Annotated in this window: 12 protein-coding genes and 2 pseudogenes; 12 read left to right on the forward strand and 2 right to left on the reverse strand. The window is 42.9% G+C overall.

All coding sequences use genetic code 11. The annotated features are described in order from the left end of the window. The first annotated feature begins 63 nt into the window (after nt 1-63). The 4 genes and pseudogenes from AC5YDH_RS13520 to AC5YDH_RS13535 all read left to right on the forward strand — a co-directional run. Nucleotides 64-768 carry an IS6-like element IS1008 family transposase gene (locus tag AC5YDH_RS13520; protein WP_496120262.1) on the forward strand — a complete coding sequence of 235 codons (705 nt, stop codon included), beginning with the start codon at nt 64-66 and terminating at the stop codon, nt 766-768. A gap of 62 nt (nt 769-830) precedes the next feature. Then, on the forward strand, nt 831-2,441 hold the full coding sequence (locus AC5YDH_RS13525) for an HNH endonuclease signature motif containing protein (protein WP_496120263.1): 1,611 nt from the start codon (nt 831-833) through the stop codon (nt 2,439-2,441). A gap of 536 nt (nt 2,442-2,977) precedes the next feature. After that, the gene (locus AC5YDH_RS13530; RefSeq protein ID WP_071320611.1) at nt 2,978-4,210 is read left to right on the forward strand and encodes an ATP-binding protein; all 1,233 of its coding nucleotides are present in this window, start codon (nt 2,978-2,980) and stop codon (nt 4,208-4,210) included. A gap of 38 nt (nt 4,211-4,248) precedes the next feature. Then, nucleotides 4,249-4,350 (forward strand): annotated as a pseudogene (locus AC5YDH_RS13535) (HNH endonuclease signature motif containing protein); the annotation flags it as partial. 131 nt (nt 4,351-4,481) lie between these two features. Here AC5YDH_RS13535 and AC5YDH_RS13540 read toward each other — a convergent pair. Continuing rightward, on the reverse strand, nt 4,482-4,811 hold the full coding sequence (locus AC5YDH_RS13540) for a DUF4236 domain-containing protein (RefSeq protein ID WP_000506885.1): 330 nt from the start codon (nt 4,809-4,811) through the stop codon (nt 4,482-4,484). A 208-nt stretch (nt 4,812-5,019) separates the two neighbouring features. Here AC5YDH_RS13540 and AC5YDH_RS13545 point away from each other — a divergent pair, with 208 nt between their 5' ends. The 7 genes from AC5YDH_RS13545 to brxL are packed head-to-tail and all read left to right on the forward strand — an operon-like array spanning nt 5,020 to nt 19,165. Next, entirely contained in the window at nt 5,020-5,886 is an 867-nt protein-coding gene (locus AC5YDH_RS13545) for a BrxR family helix-turn-helix transcriptional regulator (protein ID WP_496120266.1), read from the forward strand. 10 nt (nt 5,887-5,896) lie between these two features. Beyond that, complete coding sequence (locus AC5YDH_RS13550) at nt 5,897-6,508, forward strand: DUF1819 family protein (RefSeq protein WP_496120268.1); 612 nt, start codon at nt 5,897-5,899, stop codon at nt 6,506-6,508. Between the two features lie 16 nt (nt 6,509-6,524). Beyond that, nucleotides 6,525-7,100: a DUF1788 domain-containing protein gene (locus AC5YDH_RS13555; RefSeq protein ID WP_002010699.1), complete on the forward strand. Its 576-nt coding sequence runs from the start codon at nt 6,525-6,527 to the stop codon at nt 7,098-7,100. 40 nt (nt 7,101-7,140) lie between these two features. Beyond that, nucleotides 7,141-10,821 (forward strand): BREX system P-loop protein BrxC, encoded by a 3,681-nt coding sequence (brxC, locus tag AC5YDH_RS13560; protein WP_496120270.1) that lies wholly within the window; start codon nt 7,141-7,143, stop codon nt 10,819-10,821. A 46-nt stretch (nt 10,822-10,867) separates the two neighbouring features. Then, nucleotides 10,868-14,428 carry a BREX-1 system adenine-specific DNA-methyltransferase PglX gene (gene pglX, locus AC5YDH_RS13565; protein WP_496120272.1) on the forward strand — a complete coding sequence of 1,187 codons (3,561 nt, stop codon included), beginning with the start codon at nt 10,868-10,870 and terminating at the stop codon, nt 14,426-14,428. Nucleotides 14,429-14,471: 43 nt separating this feature from the next. Then, the gene (gene pglZ, locus AC5YDH_RS13570) at nt 14,472-17,096 is read left to right on the forward strand and encodes a BREX-1 system phosphatase PglZ type A (protein ID WP_496120274.1); all 2,625 of its coding nucleotides are present in this window, start codon (nt 14,472-14,474) and stop codon (nt 17,094-17,096) included. Nucleotides 17,097-17,125: 29 nt separating this feature from the next. Then, nucleotides 17,126-19,165 (forward strand): protease Lon-related BREX system protein BrxL, encoded by a 2,040-nt coding sequence (gene brxL / locus AC5YDH_RS13575; protein ID WP_034680344.1) that lies wholly within the window; start codon nt 17,126-17,128, stop codon nt 19,163-19,165. A gap of 124 nt (nt 19,166-19,289) precedes the next feature. Here brxL and AC5YDH_RS13580 read toward each other — a convergent pair. Then, nucleotides 19,290-19,466 (reverse strand): annotated as a pseudogene (locus AC5YDH_RS13580) (IS3 family transposase); the annotation flags it as partial. Between the two features lie 38 nt (nt 19,467-19,504). On the opposite strand from AC5YDH_RS13580, the gene AC5YDH_RS13585 reads away from it, so the two are divergent. Next, nucleotides 19,505-20,132: IS6-like element IS1008 family transposase (locus AC5YDH_RS13585; protein ID WP_496120276.1), on the forward strand; the 628-nt coding region annotated here is incomplete at its 3' end.

Consider the following 20,132-nt stretch of genomic DNA (forward strand, 5'->3'; position numbering starts at 1 on the left):
GGCACTGTTGCAAATAGGCTGACATGATAAGCTAAATATCTTATTTATTTCGAGATACAGCAGATGAATCCCTTCCACGGTCGGCACTTTCAAGGTGAAATCATTCTTTGGGCTGTTCGTTGGTATTGTAAATATGGCATCAGCTATCGTGAACTTCAAGAAATGCTCGCTGAACGAGGCATAAATGTGGATCACAGTACAATTTATCGTTGGGTTCAGCGTTATGCTCCAGAAATGGAAAAACGGTTACGCTGGTATTGGCGTAATCCTACAGATTTACATTCATGGCATATGGATGAGACTTATATCAAAGTGAAGGGGCGATGGACTTACCTGTATCGTGCAGTTGATCAATGGGGTCATACGATTGACTTTTACCTTTCCGCTAGACGGAACAGTAAATCAGCCTATAGTTTTCTAGGAAAGATCTTCAATACGGTGAAAAAATGGCAAATTCCACGGGTCATCAATACAGATAAAGCAGCGACCTATGGCCATGCTTTATCACGATTAAAGCGAGAAGGAAAATGTCCAGTAGATATTGAGCACAGGCAGATTAAGTATAAAAATAATGTCATTGAATGTGATCATGGTAAGTTAAAGCGAATCATCAGGGCCACATTAGGATTCAAATCTATGAAGACTGCTTATGCCACAATTAAAGGTATTGAAGTCATGCGTGCACTACGTAAAGGACAAGCATCGTCATTTTATTATGGTCAGCCTCAGGGTGAAGTGTGTCTAATCAACAGGGTTTTCGGTCTCTAAGCACTTTTTAAAGGGAACATCATCGACTCAAATCACTATTTGCAACAGTGCCGCGTAAAGTCATGTTGCCAGAAGAAATGTCACCTTCAATGCAGCGTGACAATTTTGAAGTTGCACTGACTGATTTTGAAAAGCATCCAATCATCAAATGTTTATTTAAGGCGGATAACCAGCGTTCTACGGAATGTTGGAGCGTGCAAGAAATTGCAAACTTTATTGAGGATTGCACAGAAGATCAAAACATCAATTTATGCATTTTGTATTGGAAAGATATACACAGCAATATTTACATTATTGATGGAGCACATCGTCTTTCTTGTATCTATGCGTGGATCAATAGATATTTTGCGGATGAGCAAGTCACTCAAGCACCTAATTTCAATGATCCACAAAAACAAGATATTCGTTACCTCCGCAATTATTTAGGAGATCTCGCTGATTTTCAAAGAATTTGCACTGATGCTGAATTTGCAGAAAAAAAGTCGAAGTTAGAAGATATTAAAATCAGTTTCAGGCAGGTACTGGGGACTCCGGAAGATGCGCGACGGGTATTTCAATCTATTAACTCAGATACTAAACGTTTAGATAAATATGAGGAATATCACCTAAGAAATCGCGGTAGTGACGCGTATTATGCGATCTATGCCTGTTGTTATATCAATGACAATAAATCTAACCTAGAAGAGCTCCAATATACACGTTTAAATGAGTTGATTGAGTTAGGGGAGAGGATCCACCAGTTACTTTTTTCGACCATTTTATTAGACAATGAAATGAGTCATGGCAAAAAAATTGGCTTGGTCAATGAGCTGATGAATATCATTGCGGGTGATCAGATTCATAATATTATGAGTCTGAATCAGGGGGAGCGCGTTGAAAACCTAATGTCGCATCTGTTGACCATTCTTTGCAGAATAGCGACGCCTGTAAAAAATACTGGGGTTCCGAGTTTGGGCTTTCATCCATACTTATATTTTTATAAGGACCAGCGTTTTCAGATTACTTCTTTTCTTGCATGGTTTTCAATTGTGTATGAAATTCATGAAAGCCTCATGCAGATTCATCATCGAACGATTAGTTTCAAAGACTTCACCCGGGTACGCCGTAGTATTGAGTTCTTGATTGCTAATTTCCCCGTGGCGACCACTGAAACGGTCGGCAAGTTCGGCAGTGGTATCAAGGGCTATGATCGGCTACAAATTGTCTATAAAGCCTTTATTTGCTTAAGCTTGGAAATGGAAGTTGATTTTGATGATGAGGAATGCCTGAATACCTTTATTCTGTCCATGTCTAAGGCCTTCAAGTACATAAACTTTAACGAGTTTTATGTCGAAAGATTTTTGGGTGGTTATGATGATGCAGTCGTCAAGCATGTGGTGGGATATGTGGAGTCGATTAGTCCAATTTCTCGGTCAAAGCCAAAGGCCTTTTCGGCATTAACCAAGAGTCTGCTTAAGCACAATTTTGTGGTGGGTAATCATAACTTTTGCCTCATTTGTGATGGATTGATCTATCTTGATTCTACTGAATCGGATCATAGGATTGCCAAAGCCGTAGGTGGGCAAGGAGTTCTAGAGAATGGCCTGCTGGTTCATCCCATCTGTAATAGGATGAAATCAGATCTGAGCCTGGAAGAGATTAGAGCGGATTTGTTTGGTGAATTACTGTATTGAGCAGCAGAGGCGGTAAATTAATTTTCTAAAATTTATCAATGATTTAACTTTTGATATGTTCAGCCAATGTGGTTGTTTTTAATTCAGTGCAGAATCATAACTAGAAGCTAGCTGTAGTTTCTGAATGACCGTCAAGGTCCTTAGTTTTGCCTATAGATTCCCCCTATGGGCATTTTTTTTTGATCAAAAACATGTATAGGTGACTTTAAAATAAACCTTTTAGCAATTCATACGCAATAAGGCTCATACCATTAGCACAATAAAAATGAGTTCCACTCTAGTTAACATCTTAGTTCCATTTACTTTTCACTTAATTTATATAGCAGTTAAGTCGTAGCATCAATGAAATAACATAACATAGAAAATAATCAAAAAGACAGAATTTGGATTTTGATCAGATCTGCTGTTTACATGCTTCTACAGTAGCTTTGAATGTTTCACTTAACCTTTAAACTTTTTCTAAAATTAAATATATTTACATATACGTTCTAAAATTTGATAGAATTTATTAAAACTTTAGATTCTAAGTGTAAATAATGAGAAGCGCTAATATTCGACGTGATGGCTACTTAAAATTTCTGAATACATGGCAAGACCGTGATGTCATTAAAGTACTTTCAGGTGTGCGTCGCTCTGGAAAATCCACCTTATTGGCGATGTTTCAACAAGACCTAAAAGCACAGGGTGTACAAGCCGAAAACATCATTGCCATCAACTTCGAATTTATGGAATTTGAAGAACTCACCGATTACCGTAAACTACATGATTATGTATTGTCCAAAGTTGATAAAAGTAAAAAAAACTATGTTTTTTTAGATGAAATACAACATGTTACAAATTTTGAGAAAGTAGTCGACTCTTTATATGTTCGGGATTATATCGATTTATATATTACAGGCTCAAATGCATTCTTTCTAAGTGGAGAACTTGCGACTTTACTTACAGGACGCTATATCGAGCAACATGTTCTACCTCTGTCATTCCAAGAATTTAAACAGTGGCATATTGAAAATAATCCGATCATCCAACAATTATCCAATCGTGATTTGTATGCCATGTATACGCGCAGTAGTTTCCCTTATACGCTTGCCATGACTAGCCAGCAGGAAACTTATGATTACTTGCAAGCGGTCTATGCCAGTGTAATGTTTAAAGATGTTATTCCCCGTTTGAATACTGCCGATATTAACTCTCTCGAGCGTGTCGCAAGATATTTGGCAAGCGTGACAGGCTCACCTATTTCCATCAATAAAATTAAAAATACCTTTGTTTCAAGTGGGGTTAAGATTTCATTTGAAACAGTAAAACGCTATATTCAGGGCTTACAGGACAGTTTGTTATTTTATAGCGCCGCACAATTTAAAGTACGCGGGCGTGAGTTATTACAATCCTCTGAAAAATACTATTTAGTTGATGTCGGATTGCGCCGGATTATGTTGCCTGATGCTAATGCTGATCAAGGTCATATCTTAGAAAATGTGATTTATCTTGAGCTTGTCAGACGAGGTTATACGGTCTATGTAGGGCGGGTTGATGAATATGAAATTGATTTTGTTGCTGTCGATACTTTACAGAATTTAACTTATTATCAGGTGGCATTAGAAACGCTCAATGAGGAGACACTCAGCCGAGAGTTACGTCCATTACAGAAAATTTCTGATTCGTATCCCAAGTATTTGCTTACCTTAGACACGATAGGGACTGAAGCGAATTATAATGGTATTGTAAAAATGAACGCTCTCGATTGGTTGCTATCTGAAAATAAGTAAAGTTGAGGGTAGACATGGATACTCTTATTTATTAATTAAAACTCAAAGACTTTTCAGCATTAACCAAGAGTGTGATCAAGCATAATTTCTGCTCCATTTGTGATGGATTGATTTACCTCGACTCGATTGAGTCAGATCATCATGATTGAGCTACAGTCGCTTACTGAAAGTAGCGAGAATTGCGCTGGAGTTTCTGAAGGATATTAATTCCTTAGTTTGCTCATTCATCCATCTGGGCATTTTTTTTGATTAAAATACAATGCTGTTCTTGCTAAAAAATGACGGCACCCACCATAAAACACAATATTCCAAAAATAATCCAAGGCCAGATCTTTGTCTTCGGTTGTTCTAAATTCTGAGGATTATATTCCGTGTGTTCTAGCGATGTCGGTTGTGGAACACGGGTCTTTTTAGAGTAAGGCTGGTGTTTAGAGTAAGATAGTCCCGTACCTGGAATACCGACACTGGTTCGCGTACCTTTTTTCCCAATATTTAGAGAAGCACCAGGTTTGCCAATGCTGGCACTGCTGATGCCTTTATGGGTCAGATTAATTTTAAAACCCGGGAATAATTTAATACTTTTACGAAATCTAAAACCCATATTGCTCTCATTCTAAAACTTAGCTCAATTCACGCGCTATACCAGGATCCATGATCTGCTAGAGATCGTACTTTGACGGCTATCATCAGGATACTAGTATATTTTTTATCTGGTGATTGCAATACTACCTCTAAATACCGTCAAAAATGTTTACTGTATATTTGCTGTAGGGTAATCTTAAAGCTGCTATTTATTGACTGATTGGTATATGACGACAGATAAGCATGAAGTCCTGCTACGAATGCGAGCGATCGAGCTCCTTGCATACTGGGAAGGTCGTTTGGTTACCAATCGTTTAATGAGCTGGTTTGGGCTCAGTCGACAGCAGGCTTCTGCGGATATCAAGCGTTACAATACGCTGTATAACCCAGATGCCTTGGTCCATGATCCCTCCGTAAAAGGCTATGTGCCTAAAGCCACGTTTCAACCGGTGCTGACTACCGTACATATCAATGAATATCTCAATATGCTGTCAGGTTTGGTTAGTGAATCGCATGCGCTGATTGCGATGCCAGAACCGAATCTTGCAGCAGTTCAATTACCTGATCGCAGTGCACGTCCTGAAGTGATTCGGGAAGTTTTGCGTGCCTGCCGAAACCAAAACACTTTAAAAATGATTTATGCCTCCATGCAGAATCCGCAGTGGCATGAACGCATGATTTCCCCACATACCCTAGTTTATACCGGTTTTCGCTGGCATGTCCGTGCCTATTGCCATCAGAGCAAGCAGTTTAAGGACTTTTTACTCTCCAGAATTGATCGCACACCTGTTGTGGTGGCGATTGAGTCAGTAGACCCTGCTCAGGACCAGCAATGGCATGAAGAAATTGTACTGACGCTGATCCCTAATCCAAAATTGAACTCATCACAACAAGTGCTGGTCGAAAAAGACTTCGGCATGCCTGATGGCAGATTACAGATTCCGGTGAAAAAAGCCCTGGCTCACTATACTTTGCAGCGATATCAGGCCGCGATCACGCTGGCTGAGGCGGAAGATGCCTTGAAATATCCCTTGGTGTTACAAGGTTCAGATATCGAAAAGCTGTCGTCTTACCTGTTTGATCAGGCCTCATAGGAGATTGGCCATGTTAGAACAATTTCATTATGACAGTGACCTGATTGGCGGTTCCCTGATGGTGCGTGAAAGCCGGCTGATCGCGGATCTGTTATTACGAGAAGCGACTCCAGAACAATGGCATCAGGCCATTCAGATTGACAATATTCTGCAAAAAAGAACGCCTGCTTCAGCTCAACGCAATGCCACCGCTATTCGTAAGCGTCTGGAGCGCTTAGAGCCTGATTTCTGGAAAGCTTTGCGGGATGGGGATGATGAGCTGGCGACTCAGGTGGCTTTTTGTGGGGCACTTGAACGCAACCTGTTGCTGCTTGAGTTTATGGAAACAGTGATGAGAGAGGCCTATATCTCCCAGGCTCAATACCTGGATAGCTATATTTGGTCAGATTTTTTGGATGAGCGTTCACAACGCGATCTTCATATTTGTGATTGGAAAGAGTCCAGCAAGAAAAAAATGGGGCAGGTGGTGTTTCGCATGCTGGCAGAAGCCGGTTACTTAAAAAGTACCCGTAAGCTGGAGTTGCAGCGCGTGATCGTCAGAGCAGAGCTGCGTAGCCTCTTGGAAGAACATTATAAACAACGCATTAAAAGATCTATGGAAGTGTCGCTATGGACGCGCTAGTTGTAGAGGGGCAGCAATGAGTCAAACAATACATGAGCGTCTGAACCAGATTCCAGAGCGTATTCTTTCCACCGAGTTTCTCACCGGTCAAGGATTGGGCAATGAAATTGGCTTCTGGATTTTTGATTATGCACCTGAAGATGAGTTGAAAGTGCGCGAATATCTGCATTTTCTAGACGGGATGCTGGAGAAAAAACACAGTCAGCTGAAGGTGGTGAATATCAACCTGCTGCAAGCCGTGGTGGATTATCTGGCTGAGCGTAACTTCATCGATAAAGCCATTCAAATGCAAAAAGCCAAAGGCGATGAGGCGCTGCTCAAAGCGCTGAAAGGCCCACTGCATATGGATAAGTTCGCGCCCTATCTGGTAAGTAAATATGCCACCAATGCGCAAGATATTGTGTTGATGACTGGGGTTGGGTCGGTTTGGCCACTGTTACGTGCCCATCACTTATTGAACAGTTTGCATTCGTTACTGGGGCATAAGCCAGTGGTGCTGTTTTACCCAGGTTATTACGACGGTCAAGCGATGAGTTTATTTGGAAAAATTCCAAGCAATAATTACTACAGAGCATTCAGATTAGTGCCTTAACAAGGCAAATAGAAATAAGAATTCGGGGGAATTGATTGAGATGAACATTAAAGAACTTTTTTACAAGCCATTAGATCGTGCGATTAACGGGGTCGTAAAAGCAGACCAGAATGACAATACCACGGTTTATCAGGAACTCGATGAGTATGTGGTCACCAATGAACTGGAAAAGCATTTTCGGGACTTTTTCCAGTCTTATGGCACAGACCTGAGCGATCCTTCGATTGCTAACCGAGTCGGCGTATGGATTTCAGGCTTCTTTGGTTCAGGTAAATCACATTTCCTGAAAACCTTGTCGTATATTCTGGCCAATAAAGTGGCACGTGATGCGCAAGGTAACGAACGCAGTGCTGCAGAATTCTTTGATGAAAGCAAAATTCGTGATGCGTTTATCCGTGCGGATATTGGCAAGGCCGTCAGCCATCATGCCGATGTCATCCTGTTTAACATCGACAGTAAAGCCAGTTCCAATGATGATGGCAATCCGATTTTGAATGTGTTTTTACGCGTGTTTAACGAGTATCAGGGTTTTAGTGCTGACCATCCACATATTGCCCATATGGAACGTCACCTGAGCCAGAAAGGTGTCTACGAACGCTTTAAACAGGCGTTTGAGGAATCCAGCGGCATGTCCTGGCTAGAGGAGCGTGACGGCTATCAGTTCTATCAGGATGATGTCGAAACCGCGATTTCCGAAGCCCTCAACTTATCTGCTGAAGCTGCACACAAGTGGTTTGAGGATTCTGAGCAGACCTTTAGTGTTTCGGTCGAAAACTTCTGTCAGTGGGTGAAAGAATACCTGGACAGCAAAGGACCCCAGCAACGCATGTTGTTCTTGGTCGATGAAGTGGGGCAGTTTATTGGCAGCGATACCCGCTTGATGCTGACACTGCAAACCATTACTGAAAACCTGGGTACGATCTGTAAAGGCCGCGCTTGGATTATCGTGACCTCACAGGCAGACATCGATGCTGTTTTAGGTGAGATGTCTTCTTCCAAAGCCAATGACTTCTCCAAGATTGCTGGACGTTTTAAAACCCGTTTATCACTGTCCAGTTCCAATACCGATGAAGTCATCCAGAAACGTTTATTACGTAAAACCCCAGAAGCAGAAGCATTGCTCAGATCGGTGTTTGAGCAAAAGGGCGATATCTTAAAAAATCAGATTACCTTTGACCGTTCAGGCCCAACCCTCAAGAACTATGAGGGGCCAGACAGCTTTATTCATAACTATCCTTTTGCGCCGTACCACTTTCAGCTGGTACAAAAAGTATTTGAAGAAATCCGTAAAGTCGGTGCGACCGGTGCACACTTGGCCTATGGTGAACGGTCCATGCTGGATGCGTTCCAGATGGCCGCGAATGCGATTGCTACAGATGAAGTCGGTGCCCTGGTTCCTTTCCACCGCTTCTATACTTCAGTCGAAGGTTTCCTGGATACTGCAGTGAAGCGTACCATCGACCAGGCAGGGCAGAATAAGACCCTGGATGGTTTTGATGTGCAGATGCTGCGTACCCTGTTCATGATCCGCTATGTCGATATCATCAAAGGTACGCTGGATAACCTGGTGACTTTGTCGATTGAGAAAATTGATGAAGATAAGCTGGCATTGCGCAAGCGGATTGAAGAGAGCCTGCAGCGTCTGGAAAAAGAAAGCCTGATTACTAGGAATGGCGATGAGTTCCTGTTCCTGACTAATGAAGAGCGGGATATCACTCGAAAAATTAAAGCCACTGACTTAGCAGCTTCAGAAGAAAATAAAGAGTTAGCCAATCTGATCTTTAAAGATTTACTGCGCGATCAGAACAAATACCGCCATCAAGCCAACAAGATGGACTATCAGATTGGTCGTTTCCTAGATAGCCATAGCCTGGATGGGAAGTATGAGAGCGATTTGAAAGTTGAAATCATTTCTCCGCTGGATACGGAATACAATCTTTACACCGAAGCTTACTGTATTGGTAAAAGTACTCAGGCCGAAGGACAAGTGCTGTTTAAACTGGCAGACGATAAACAGTTCTTTAATGAACTGCGCACCTGGCTGAAAACCAATAAATTCATCCGCTTAAATGATGATGGCACTCAGTCCGATATTTCCCGTATTCTGGCAGACCGTGGCCGTGAGAACCAGGAACGCAAAAAACGTCTGCGTGTCCGGGTCGAAGAAATGTTGCTGGACGCGGAAAGTTATGCCTTGGGTCAACATCTACAACTTTCATCTTCAAGTCCAACCACCAAGCTGGATGAGGCTTGTCGTTATTTGCTGGAAAACACTTATACCAAACTGAGCTATCTGCAGGTCTATCAGCAGGATGCTTGGCGTGAACTGAACGCCGTCTTGACTGTGGATGATATGGCGCAGCTAGGATTGTCTCTGGATGGTGGGCAGAGCAATCCCAAAGCCCTACAGGAAGTGGAGCAGTACATTGCACTGCGGGCCACTGGTACAGAGCGTATTCTAGTCTCAGATGTGATAGACCGTTTTGCCAAACGCCCTTATGGCTGGCCAGATGCCGAGATTTTATTGCTGGTGGGTCAGCTGGCGGCAATGGGGCGGATTTCACTGCAGTTAAATGGTGGCAGCTTACAGTTAAAAGATGCCTTTGAGCCTTTACAAAACAGTCGCCGTCGCCGTGATGTTTCCATTATTAAAAAGCGCCAGACTGATGATCAGGTGTTGAAACAGGCACGCCAACTGACCCAAGACCTATTCTCGGCCATGGGACCAGCGACAGAAAAAGAGCTGTTTGAATTCTATACCCAAAACTTTAAGACCTGGTTAGCCAACTTTAAGTCGTATAAGAGCAAAACCGATGTCGGGCAATTCCCTGGCAAGAAAGTCATTGAGCGGTCGATTCTGACTTTAGAACGCTTGCTGGCCAATAGCGACAGCTTCGATTTCTTTAAAGCGGTGGTTGATAACAAGGACGACTATCTGGATCTGGAAGAAGACTACCGTGATATTCATGAGTTCTTCAGCAATCAGATGCCAAGCTGGCAGCAACTGCAGCAGGCTCTACGTCATTTTGAGAAAAATAAACAGGCATTGGGCAGTGATGAGGTGGCAAAGAAAGCCCTCTCTGAATTACATCGTATATCCACCCTTGAATCGCCCTACGGCCTGTTAAATAAAATCGCTGATTTGGTTCGCACCGTGGAAAGTGTCAATCAACGCTTACTAACTGAAAAACGCAGTCAGGCGCTAGAGCAGCTGGATGACAAGATCAATCAGCTGGAAGCTGAAATCAAGAACAGCGGCATTGCTACAGCTGAGCTGAGTAACAAGCTACTGCGTCCGCTGCAATTGCTCAAAGCGGATATTGAAGTGGAAAGCAGCCTGTCCACCATTTACATGCTGCAAACCCAAACCGCCGTGGAGCGTTTTGATGAAGCCTTGTATGAGTTGGAAAGCGAAGTTCAGGCGGAAATCCAGCGTCAGGCCAAAGCGGCACAACTGGCTCAGAGTAAAGCAGAGAGTGTAGCGAGCTCAGCAACCACCGCCAGCCCAGCAACATCAGAACCTGCTGCGATTCCGGTAAAGCCAACTGTTGCCGTAGTGCCACCGAAACCGGTAGTCGAAGTTGATGTCGCCAGCATTTACAGCAAAACCTCCAGCAGCGTCTATCTGGAAACAGAAGAATCAGTAGATCAGTTTGTAGACGCACTCAAAGCTGAATTGAAAAAAATCGTGAGTGATAAAAAGCGTGTGCGTATCCGCTAACTCGGGTTAGGGATATCGGCATCAGTCATTAATTAAAGGTTTAAAGATGAATACCAGTAATATTAAAAAATACGCACCGCAAGCACGAAATGATTTTATCGCAGCCATGCGCAAGCAGGCGGCCAAATATGGCATCACCGCAGACAGCATTTTACCTGCAGAACAGAAAGGCGACTTGCTGTTGATTGGCGATCAGGTTTTTCCGCTATCAGTCATGAAACCACGTGACAAGCTGATCAAACGTATTCAAACCAGCAGTTTTGAGCAGACGATTGATTATATCGCTTACAGTTGGTTTAACCGTCTCTGTGCGATTCGTTATATGGAATGCAAAGGCTTACTGGATCATGGTCGCCGTGTACTGAGTAGTACCGATGGCAGTGCAGGTTTGCCACAGATTCTGGAAGAATGTCTGGATATTGACCTGCCGAGTTTAGATGCCGGCCGTGTGGCTGAGCTTAAGCTGGATGGTAATAAAGACGAAGAACTCTATCGTGAGCTATTACTGGCCCAATGCCATGCATTGAATCAGGTCATGCCACTCTTGTTTGAACAGGTTTCTGATGAGTCTGAACTACTGTTACCGGATAACCTGACTAAAACCGACTCCTTGATCCGTGATTTAGTGAGCAGCATTCCGGAAGAAGACTGGACGGATGTGCAGATTATTGGCTGGCTGTATCAGTTCTATATTTCTGAAAAGAAAGATCAGGTGATTGGTAAAGTCGTCAAGAGTGAAGACATTCCTGCAGCGACACAACTCTTCACCCCGAACTGGATTGTAAAATATTTGGTACAGAACAGTGTCGGTCGTTTATGGATGATGGCACAGCCAGAAAGTATGCTTGCCAGTGAGTGGGAATACTATATTCAGCCGGCTGAGCAAAGCGACGAAGTCAATGCACAGCTGAAACAGTTGATTGATGTGCGGATCAGTGAAGATGGCGATACTTTAAACCCCGAAAGTATTACGGTGCTGGATCCGGCCTGTGGTTCGGGGCATATTCTGGTGGAAGCTTATGACTGCTTAAAAGCGATTTACTTAGAACGTGGTTACCGCAGCCGGGATATTCCACGTTTGATTTTAGAAAAGAACCTGTACGGCATTGATATTGATACCCGTGCAGCACAGCTCGCCAGTTTTGCGCTGTTGATGAAAGCGCGTGAGGATGACCGCCGTTTATTTAGCAATCCACCAAAACTGAATATCATTGCGTTACAGGATAGCCAGCCGGAACGTTTAGATGCATTTAGCCAGGATTTGGCAAGCACAGGTCTAGAGAAGGCAGACTTAAAAGAACTGCTAGATTTATTTGAACATGCTTCAACGTTTGGTTCTTTAATTCAAATCCCTGAAGCATTCGCTAAAAAACTACCTGATTTAGAAAGCAAGCTGAATACAGCAGCAGCGTCTGGCGATATCTTTAGTCAACAGTCAGCACAAGAACTTTTGCCATTAGTTAAACAAGCGATTTTTTTAGCTAAGCAATATGATGCCGTGATTGCTAACCCGCCATATATGGGTAATAAGTACTTAAATCCAAATCTTAAAACCTATTTAAAAAAGAACTATCAAGGTTATGAAAAAGATCTTTTTTCAGCTTTCATGATTCGAAATTTAGAGCTGTCAAAAGAAAATGGGCAACTTGGTTTTATGTCGCCATTTGTGTGGATGTTTATCTCTTCTTATGAAAATCTACGTGCTCACTTTATTGATCATGCAACCATTACGACTTTAATTCAGCTTGAATACTCTGGTTTTGATGGTGCAACGGTTCCAATATGTACATTTACACTCGCAAAAACTCATATTACAGGCTTTACGGGTTCGTATATTCGTCTATCTGATTTTAAAGGCTCTGAAAATCAAGCACCGAAAACTTTAGAAGCGATTAACAATCCCAATTGTGGTTGGTTTTTTAATGCAAGACCAGATGATTTTAAGAAAATTCCAGGAAGTCCAATTGCTTACTGGGTTAGTAATAAGTTAAAAGAAATTTTTCATGATTCCTCTAGTTTATCTCAATTTGTTAAACCAATGATCGGTATGAGAACTGGGGATAATGATAGATTCATGCGTAGATGGTATGAGGTTTCTTTAAAAGAAAGTCACTTTAATTCTCAATCATCAGCTGAAGCTATGGAGTCACAAAAAAAATGGTTCCCATACCAAAAGGGTGGAAGCTTTAGGAGATGGTATGGAAATTTAGAATATTTAGTTAATTGGTTTAATGACGGGTATGAAATTAAAGACAATACATTAACTAATTATCCACAGCTATCTTGGGATAACTTAGGATGGAAAATATCTAATGAAAAATCATATTTTTTACCTTCAATTACTTGGACAGCTACTAGTTCTTCATATTTTGGGGTTAGATTTGCAGATAGTGGATGTTTATATGATGTCAAAGGATCATTTTGTTCTCCATCAGAAGATCTTTTATTATTAATTTTAGGATTATTAGGAAGTAAGTTTACAGAAAGTGTAGTAAAAATATTAAATCCTACAATTGAGATACAACCTAGAGATATAGCAGTAATACCATATTTACATGACAAATTATCATTAAAAAAAGATGAAATTAACTTTGTAGTAAATAAATTAATAGGTATTTCAAAGTTAAACTGGAACTCATATGAAACTGCATGGGACTTTAGTCAAAACCCAATTATTCGTACGGGGCAGCCAAATCTAGAACAGGCATTTAACACATGGCAACAGCAAAATGCTGACGCCGTGGCTGAAATGAAACGCTTGGAAGAAGAAAATAATAAGCTGTTTATTGATGCTTATGGCTTACAAGATGAATTGACGCCAGATGTTCCTGATGAACAGATCACTTTAACTCGTGCCGACCGTGAAAAAGACAGCCAGCGTTTAGTTTCTTATGCACTTGGCTGCATGATGGGACGTTATAGCTTAGACGAACCAGGTTTGATCTATGCCCATGCAGGCAATCAAGACTTTGACACCAGCTATTATCAATCATTCCCAGTCGATGCAGATGGCATTATTCCACTCACCGAAATGCACTGGTTTGAAGATGATGCCACCCATCGTATCCAAGAGTTCTTAACTGCGGTTTGGGGTAAAGACACATTAGATGCCAATATGCTGTGGCTGGCAGAAAGCTTGGATAAAAAAGCCAGTGAAACCGCTGAAGATACCATTCGCCGTTACCTCGCTAGCAAATTCTATAAAGACCACATGCAAACCTATAAAAAGCGTCCGATCTACTGGTTATTTAGCAGTGGTAAACAGGGGGCTTTCCAGGCGTTGGTGTACTTGCACCGCTATAACGAAAGTACTTTGGCACGTATGCGTACTGAATACGTCATGCCACTGATTTCCAAAATGGCTGCCTATGCTAATTCTCTAGAAACAGCAAAAGAAAGCAGTGACTCTGCGGCTGAAATCAAACGCATCGAGAAAAAACTGCAAGATTTACATAAGCAACAAGCTGAACTGAGTAGCTTTGAGGAAAAACTGCGCCACTATGCCGATCAGCGTATTTCACTGGATCAAGATGATGGGGTAAAAGTGAACTATGGCAAGTTTGGGGACTTGTTGGCTGAAGTCAAAGCGATTACGGGGGAGAAATGATGAATGCTTTTTCTCCGGTACTAGACCTTGATGAGGTCGTTGCATGAATTTAAGTCAACTACAACAAGGTCTGGAACAAGCCTTTTATATTGAACAGCACCGGATTGTCTTCTGGTACGATGCTGAGCAGTCTTTTACTGAAGAAGTAAGGGCATTAAAGCTGAATGATGTCCATATTTTGAATATGACAGAAGAATCCAGCCTTGCGATCAAGCTCAAACTGGAACTTGAGGATCAGCAGGGTAAATACTTGCTGTATTTCCCTAGTCCTGAGCCTGAGACCGAAAAAGACTGGTTACTGGACATCAAGCTGTATTCACGCAGCTTCTATGCCGATCATTTCTCGATTATTTTCAATGAGCTGGGTTTACAGCAGCAGAGTCTAAGAGAACATCTGACCAAACGTGAAGAATTCCTTAAAGCCAAAGCCCGTCTGAGTACATTGAAACGCTATATCCAGTCTGATGCAGATGAACAGGATCTGGATATGGCCATGATTGCGGCTGTGGTCAAGGCTGACAGTGCCGAACTCATGCATATCGTTCTGGCACTGGCAGATGAAATGGTACAACAGAATCTGAGTCTAGAAGTAAATCCAGACTCCTTTGCTGAACTGGAAAAATTCCAACTGGTGCCAGCTTTAGTCACAGCATTACAGGCGGAAATTGGTTATCCAGCATCGGTTGAAGAATTGAATGGGGAAGCACCATTCAAGCTCGGTACGTTCTTTATCCGGTTAATGACCACAGGCTTTTGTGAAAGCCTGGGCGATATACCGCTATGGGCTCAGGAACTGGTGATGTCATCAGTCAGCTCCCGTGCAACAGCCAGAGCCTTTTTGTCGCGCTGGAGAGACAGCTCCAAATACTACCCAACCTTCGATACACTCTCCCAGACCGTGGCCAATGCACTGCGGATCCAGGAGAAGGTCGGGACTTTTGATCTGGAGCAGCTGCTCGATGTCATGACCTTTGAAGTGATTGAGCAAAAGATCATTGTTGATTTGGCCAGTCATATCCCAGCAGCAGCCAAAGCTGAACTGGAACATTTCAGAACGATTATTTCTACCCGTCTGGATGGCTATTGGGCTTCCAAACATAAGGACGATGCAACCCGCCGTAAATACCGTACCGTCTATACAGCGTTGCAGGCAGCCATTGAGCTGTTCAGCCTGCGACTGCTGTTTGATGCCGGTTTCTATTTCGACTCTAGCGAAGCCTTGTATAAAGCCTACGAGCAGGAGTTGTATCGCTTTGATATGGCCTATCGCCACTACAGTGCTGCTTCTCAACGCGCTCATGTCGATATCCTGAAAAAACTCGATGAAGAAGTCGAAAATTGCTATTCCTACTGGTTTATTGACCACTTGGCACGCAACTGGGGAGAGCGGATTGAAGCTGAACAACGCTTGAATGTCTGGAAAATGGCAGATATCCCAAATCAGCAAAACTTCTACGATACCCACGTCAGACCCTTACTGGGTTCTGCAACGAAACGCCGTATTGTGGTGATTATTAGTGATGCTTTCCGTTATGAAGCTGCGGTAGAGCTGCGTGATCGTATCAATGAAAAGCGTTATTCTGAAGCGACCTTGTCTTCACAGCTGGGCGTTGTCCCAAGTTACACCACACTTGGCATGGCTTCGTTGTTGCCGCATCAGACTTTGGAGTACAAAGAGGCCGCAGGGGATGATGTTTTAGTAGATGGACAATCCAGCAAAGGGACTGCAGCACGATCAAAAATTCTTGCAGCCTATAACGGATTGGCGGTTACCGCTGAAACGGTAAAAGGCTGGTCGCGTGATGAAGGCCGTGAAGCACTCAAAGACCATGATCTGATTTACGTTTATCACAACGTGATTGATGCTCGAGGAGACAGTGCCTCTACAGAATCAGAAACCTTTATGGCGGTGGAACATGCTATTGAAGAGCTGACCGAACTTAGCCGCAAAATTTTAATGCACTTTAATATTTCCACCCTATTGATTACAGCCGACCATGGCTTCCTGTTCCAGCAAAGTAAACTGGAATCTGCGGATCGTTCAAGCTTGACTGAAAAACCTGCCAATACATTGAAAAGCAAAAAACGCTATGTGATTGGGTATGGTTTACCAGAGAGCAAGGAAGCATGGAAAGGCTCAACCCAAGCTACGGCAGGCACACTATCTGCGACTGATTTCTGGATTCCAAAAGGGGCGAACCGTTTCCATTTTGTAGGAGGCTCACGTTTCGTGCATGGTGGCATCATGCCTCAGGAAATCGTAGTGCCTGTACTAACGGTAAAACAGCTGCGTGGTGAAAAGGCTGGACAAAGAACCAAGCGTAAAGTTGAGGTTATTTCTACCAAATCCACGCTGAAAATGGTCAATAACATCCAGAAGTTTGATTTGATGCAAACTGAAGCTATCAGTGAACTGGTCATGCCAGTGACCCTGTCGATTGCCATTTATGATGGGGATCTCAAAGTGTCAAGTGAAGAAACCTTGACCTTTGATAGCAGTACCGACTCTGTTGCGGAACGGGTAAAACAGGTCAGACTGTCATTATCCGGTACTGATTTTGACCGTAAGAAAGATTACTTCCTGGTACTGAAGGACAAAGACCTGAATATCGAGATGCAGCGCTATAAGGTCACCATTGATCTGGCATTTACCGATGACTTCTTCTGATAACGAATTAACGAAAGAGCGTAGCCTACATGGAATCTGCTAACGATAAAGAACTGGATCAGCTGCTGAATGAACACTTTGCTGGGCGGGTGGTACGTAAGGATCTGACTAAACTGATCAAAGAAGGGGCCAATGTCCCGGTCTATGTACTCGAATACCTGCTAGGGATGTACTGTGCCTCGGATGATCCAGAGATCATAGAGCAGGGACTACGTAACGTAAAGACCGTGCTGGCAGAGAACTATGTACGACCTGATGAAGCTGAGAAGGTGAAATCCCTGGTTCGTGAGCGTGGCAGTTATAAGGTCATTGATCGGGTGACCGTAAAGCTGAATGAGCGTAAGGACAAATACGAAGCATCATTTAGTAATCTGGGCATCAAAGATGCCGAAATCTCGGCAGGCATCGTCAAAGAGTATGAAAAATTACTTGTTGGTGGTATCTGGGTCATTGCTACGCTCAGTTATTATTTTGAAGAAGGACAAACCAATTCTCCATTTGGGGTGAGCTTACTCAAGCCGATTCAAATGCCGAATATGAATATGGATGAACTCTTCAGTGGCAGAGCAGCATTAAGCACTGATCAGTGGCGCGAGAGTTTAATCCGTTCCATCGGCATGGAACCGGCTTCGTTAAAAGAGGACGTGCAATGGCACCTATTAGCGCGTATGGTTCCGTTCGTTGAAAATAACTATAACGTTTGTGAACTGGGACCACGCGGTACCGGGAAAAGCCATATTTACAAAGAGTGTTCACCGAATAGTATTTTAGTCTCTGGTGGGCAAACGACTGTCGCCAACCTGTTCTATAACATGAGTAGCCGCCGTATTGGTCTGGTGGGCTTATGGGATGTGGTAGCTTTTGATGAAGTCGCCGGTATTTCCTTTAAGGATAAAGATGGCGTACAGATCATGAAAGACTACATGGCCTCAGGATCTTTTGCCCGTGGTCGTGAACAGATGGAAGCCTCAGCTTCGATGGTTTTTGTGGGTAATATTAACCAAAGTGTTGAATCTTTGGTGAAGACTAGCCACTTATTGGCTCCGTTTCCTGAAGCTATGATCGATTCAGCATTCTTTGATCGCTTTCATGCCTATATCCCAGGTTGGGAAATTCCGAAAATGCGCCCGGAATTCTTTACCAACCGTTATGGCCTGATTGTTGATTATCTGGCTGAATTCTTCCGGGAAATGCGCAAGCGCAGTTTTGCGGATGCCATTGAGAAGTACTTCAAGCTAGGGAATAACCTGAATCAGCGTGATGTGATCGCCGTTCGCAAGACGGTTTCTGGATTGATGAAGCTGCTTTACCCACACGGTCAGTTTAATAAAGAAGATGTACGGCAATGCCTGGAATATGCACTGCAGGTGCGCCGTCGGGTCAAAGAACAGCTGAAGAAAATTGGAGGGATGGAATTCTATGATGTGCATTTTAGCTATATCGACAATGACACTCTAGAAGAGCATTTTGTTTCGGTAAAAGAGCAGGGTGGAGGTGGACTTATTCCCGAAGGTCCTGCTAAACCAGGCTTCCTGTATACCATTGGCCTCAGTAATAAGGGCATGCCAGGCTTATACCGCTTAGAACTGCAAGTCACTAAAGGTTCAGGAAAATTGGCGACATCTGGCTTATGGAATTCAAGTAGTGCCAAAGAACAGGTCAAGATTGCTTTTGATTACTTCAAAGCCAATGCATCCCGGATCTCGGGGGGGAGTAAGGTGCTGGAACATGATTTCCATTTACATGTGGTGGAATTACAGAATACCGGCCCGCTCAGCCATCTTGCTCTGCCAAGTTTAGTGGCTTTCGCTTCTGGCCTCTTAGGACGATCGGTTCAAAGTCAGATGGTGGTACTGGGTGATATGAGCTTGGGTGGTTCTGTGACACCGGTGGAAAGTATTGCCGAATGTCTGCAAGTTGCTTTTGATGCGGGTGCCAAGAAGGTTGCTTTGCCAATGAGTAGTGCGGCAGATATCCCAACGATTCCTGTGGAACTGTTTACCAAGTTCCAGACCAGCTTCTATGCAGATCCGGTAGATGCTGTGTTTAAGGGGCTAGGGGTGGATTAATTTCATATCTGTCTGGAAGAGTTACAGTAGATTGTTTTAAATTCAGTTTCTCAAGTTAAACACCATGTTGTAAAAGCATAATACTGCCTCTTTTAAAGAGCTAGTATTTTAGGGGGGGATTACCCTTCATTTTTTCTTGATCAGATATCTGTTGTATTTTGACAGGATTTTGTTGATCTAAATATTTTTGATACCAAACACGCAATGTTTCAGGAGTACAACCGATTTTAGGATCAATAGCTGTGATTGCTGCCCAAGTAGAAGGATAATCTTTTTGGCACTGTTGCAAATAGGCTGACATGATAAGCTAAATATCTTATTTATTTCGAGATACAGCAGATGAATCCCTTCCACGGTCGGCACTTTCAAGGTGAAATCATTCTTTGGGCTGTTCGTTGGTATTGTAAATATGGCATCAGCTATCGTGAACTTCAAGAAATGCTCGCTGAACGAGGCATAAATGTGGATCACAGTACAATTTATCGTTGGGTTCAGCGTTATGCTCCAGAAATGGAAAAACGGTTACGCTGGTATTGGCGTAATCCTACAGATTTACATTCATGGCATATGGATGAGACTTATATCAAAGTGAAGGGGCGATGGACTTACCTGTATCGTGCAGTTGATCAATGGGGTCATACGATTGACTTTTACCTTTCCGCTAGACGGAACAGTAAATCAGCCTATAGTTTTCTAGGAAAGATCTTCAATACGGTGAAAAAATGGCAAATTCCACGGGTCATCAATACAGATAAAGCAGCGACCTATGGCCATGCTTTATCACGATTAAAGCGAGAAGGAAAATGTCCAGTAGATATTGAGCACAGGCAGATTAAGTATAAAAATAATGTCATTGAATGTGATCATGGTAAGTTAAAGCGAATCATCAGGGCCACATTAGGATTCAAATCTATGAAGACTGCTTATGCCACAATTAAAGGTATTGAAGTCATGCGTGCACTACGTA

This window comes from Acinetobacter sp. FY683, from assembly GCF_059515885.1.

Bases quoted from the DNA above. Each gene is read 5' to 3' on its own strand.
- brxC (WP_496120270.1), top strand. From the start codon at position 7,141: ATGAACATTAAAGAACTTTTTTACAAGCCATTAGATCGTGCGATTAAC.
- brxL (WP_034680344.1), top strand. From the start codon at position 17,126: ATGGAATCTGCTAACGATAAAGAACTGGATCAGCTGCTGAATGAACAC.
- pglZ (WP_496120274.1), top strand. From the start codon at position 14,472: ATGAATTTAAGTCAACTACAACAAGGTCTGGAACAAGCCTTTTATATT.
- AC5YDH_RS13545 (WP_496120266.1), top strand. From the start codon at position 5,020: ATGACGACAGATAAGCATGAAGTCCTGCTACGAATGCGAGCGATCGAG.
- AC5YDH_RS13530 (WP_071320611.1), top strand. From the start codon at position 2,978: ATGAGAAGCGCTAATATTCGACGTGATGGCTACTTAAAATTTCTGAAT.
- AC5YDH_RS13550 (WP_496120268.1), top strand. From the start codon at position 5,897: ATGTTAGAACAATTTCATTATGACAGTGACCTGATTGGCGGTTCCCTG.
- AC5YDH_RS13540 (WP_000506885.1), bottom strand. From the start codon at position 4,811: ATGGGTTTTAGATTTCGTAAAAGTATTAAATTATTCCCGGGTTTTAAA.
- pglX (WP_496120272.1), top strand. From the start codon at position 10,868: ATGAATACCAGTAATATTAAAAAATACGCACCGCAAGCACGAAATGAT.
- AC5YDH_RS13555 (WP_002010699.1), top strand. From the start codon at position 6,525: ATGAGTCAAACAATACATGAGCGTCTGAACCAGATTCCAGAGCGTATT.
- AC5YDH_RS13525 (WP_496120263.1), top strand. From the start codon at position 831: ATGTTGCCAGAAGAAATGTCACCTTCAATGCAGCGTGACAATTTTGAA.
- AC5YDH_RS13520 (WP_496120262.1), top strand. From the start codon at position 64: ATGAATCCCTTCCACGGTCGGCACTTTCAAGGTGAAATCATTCTTTGG.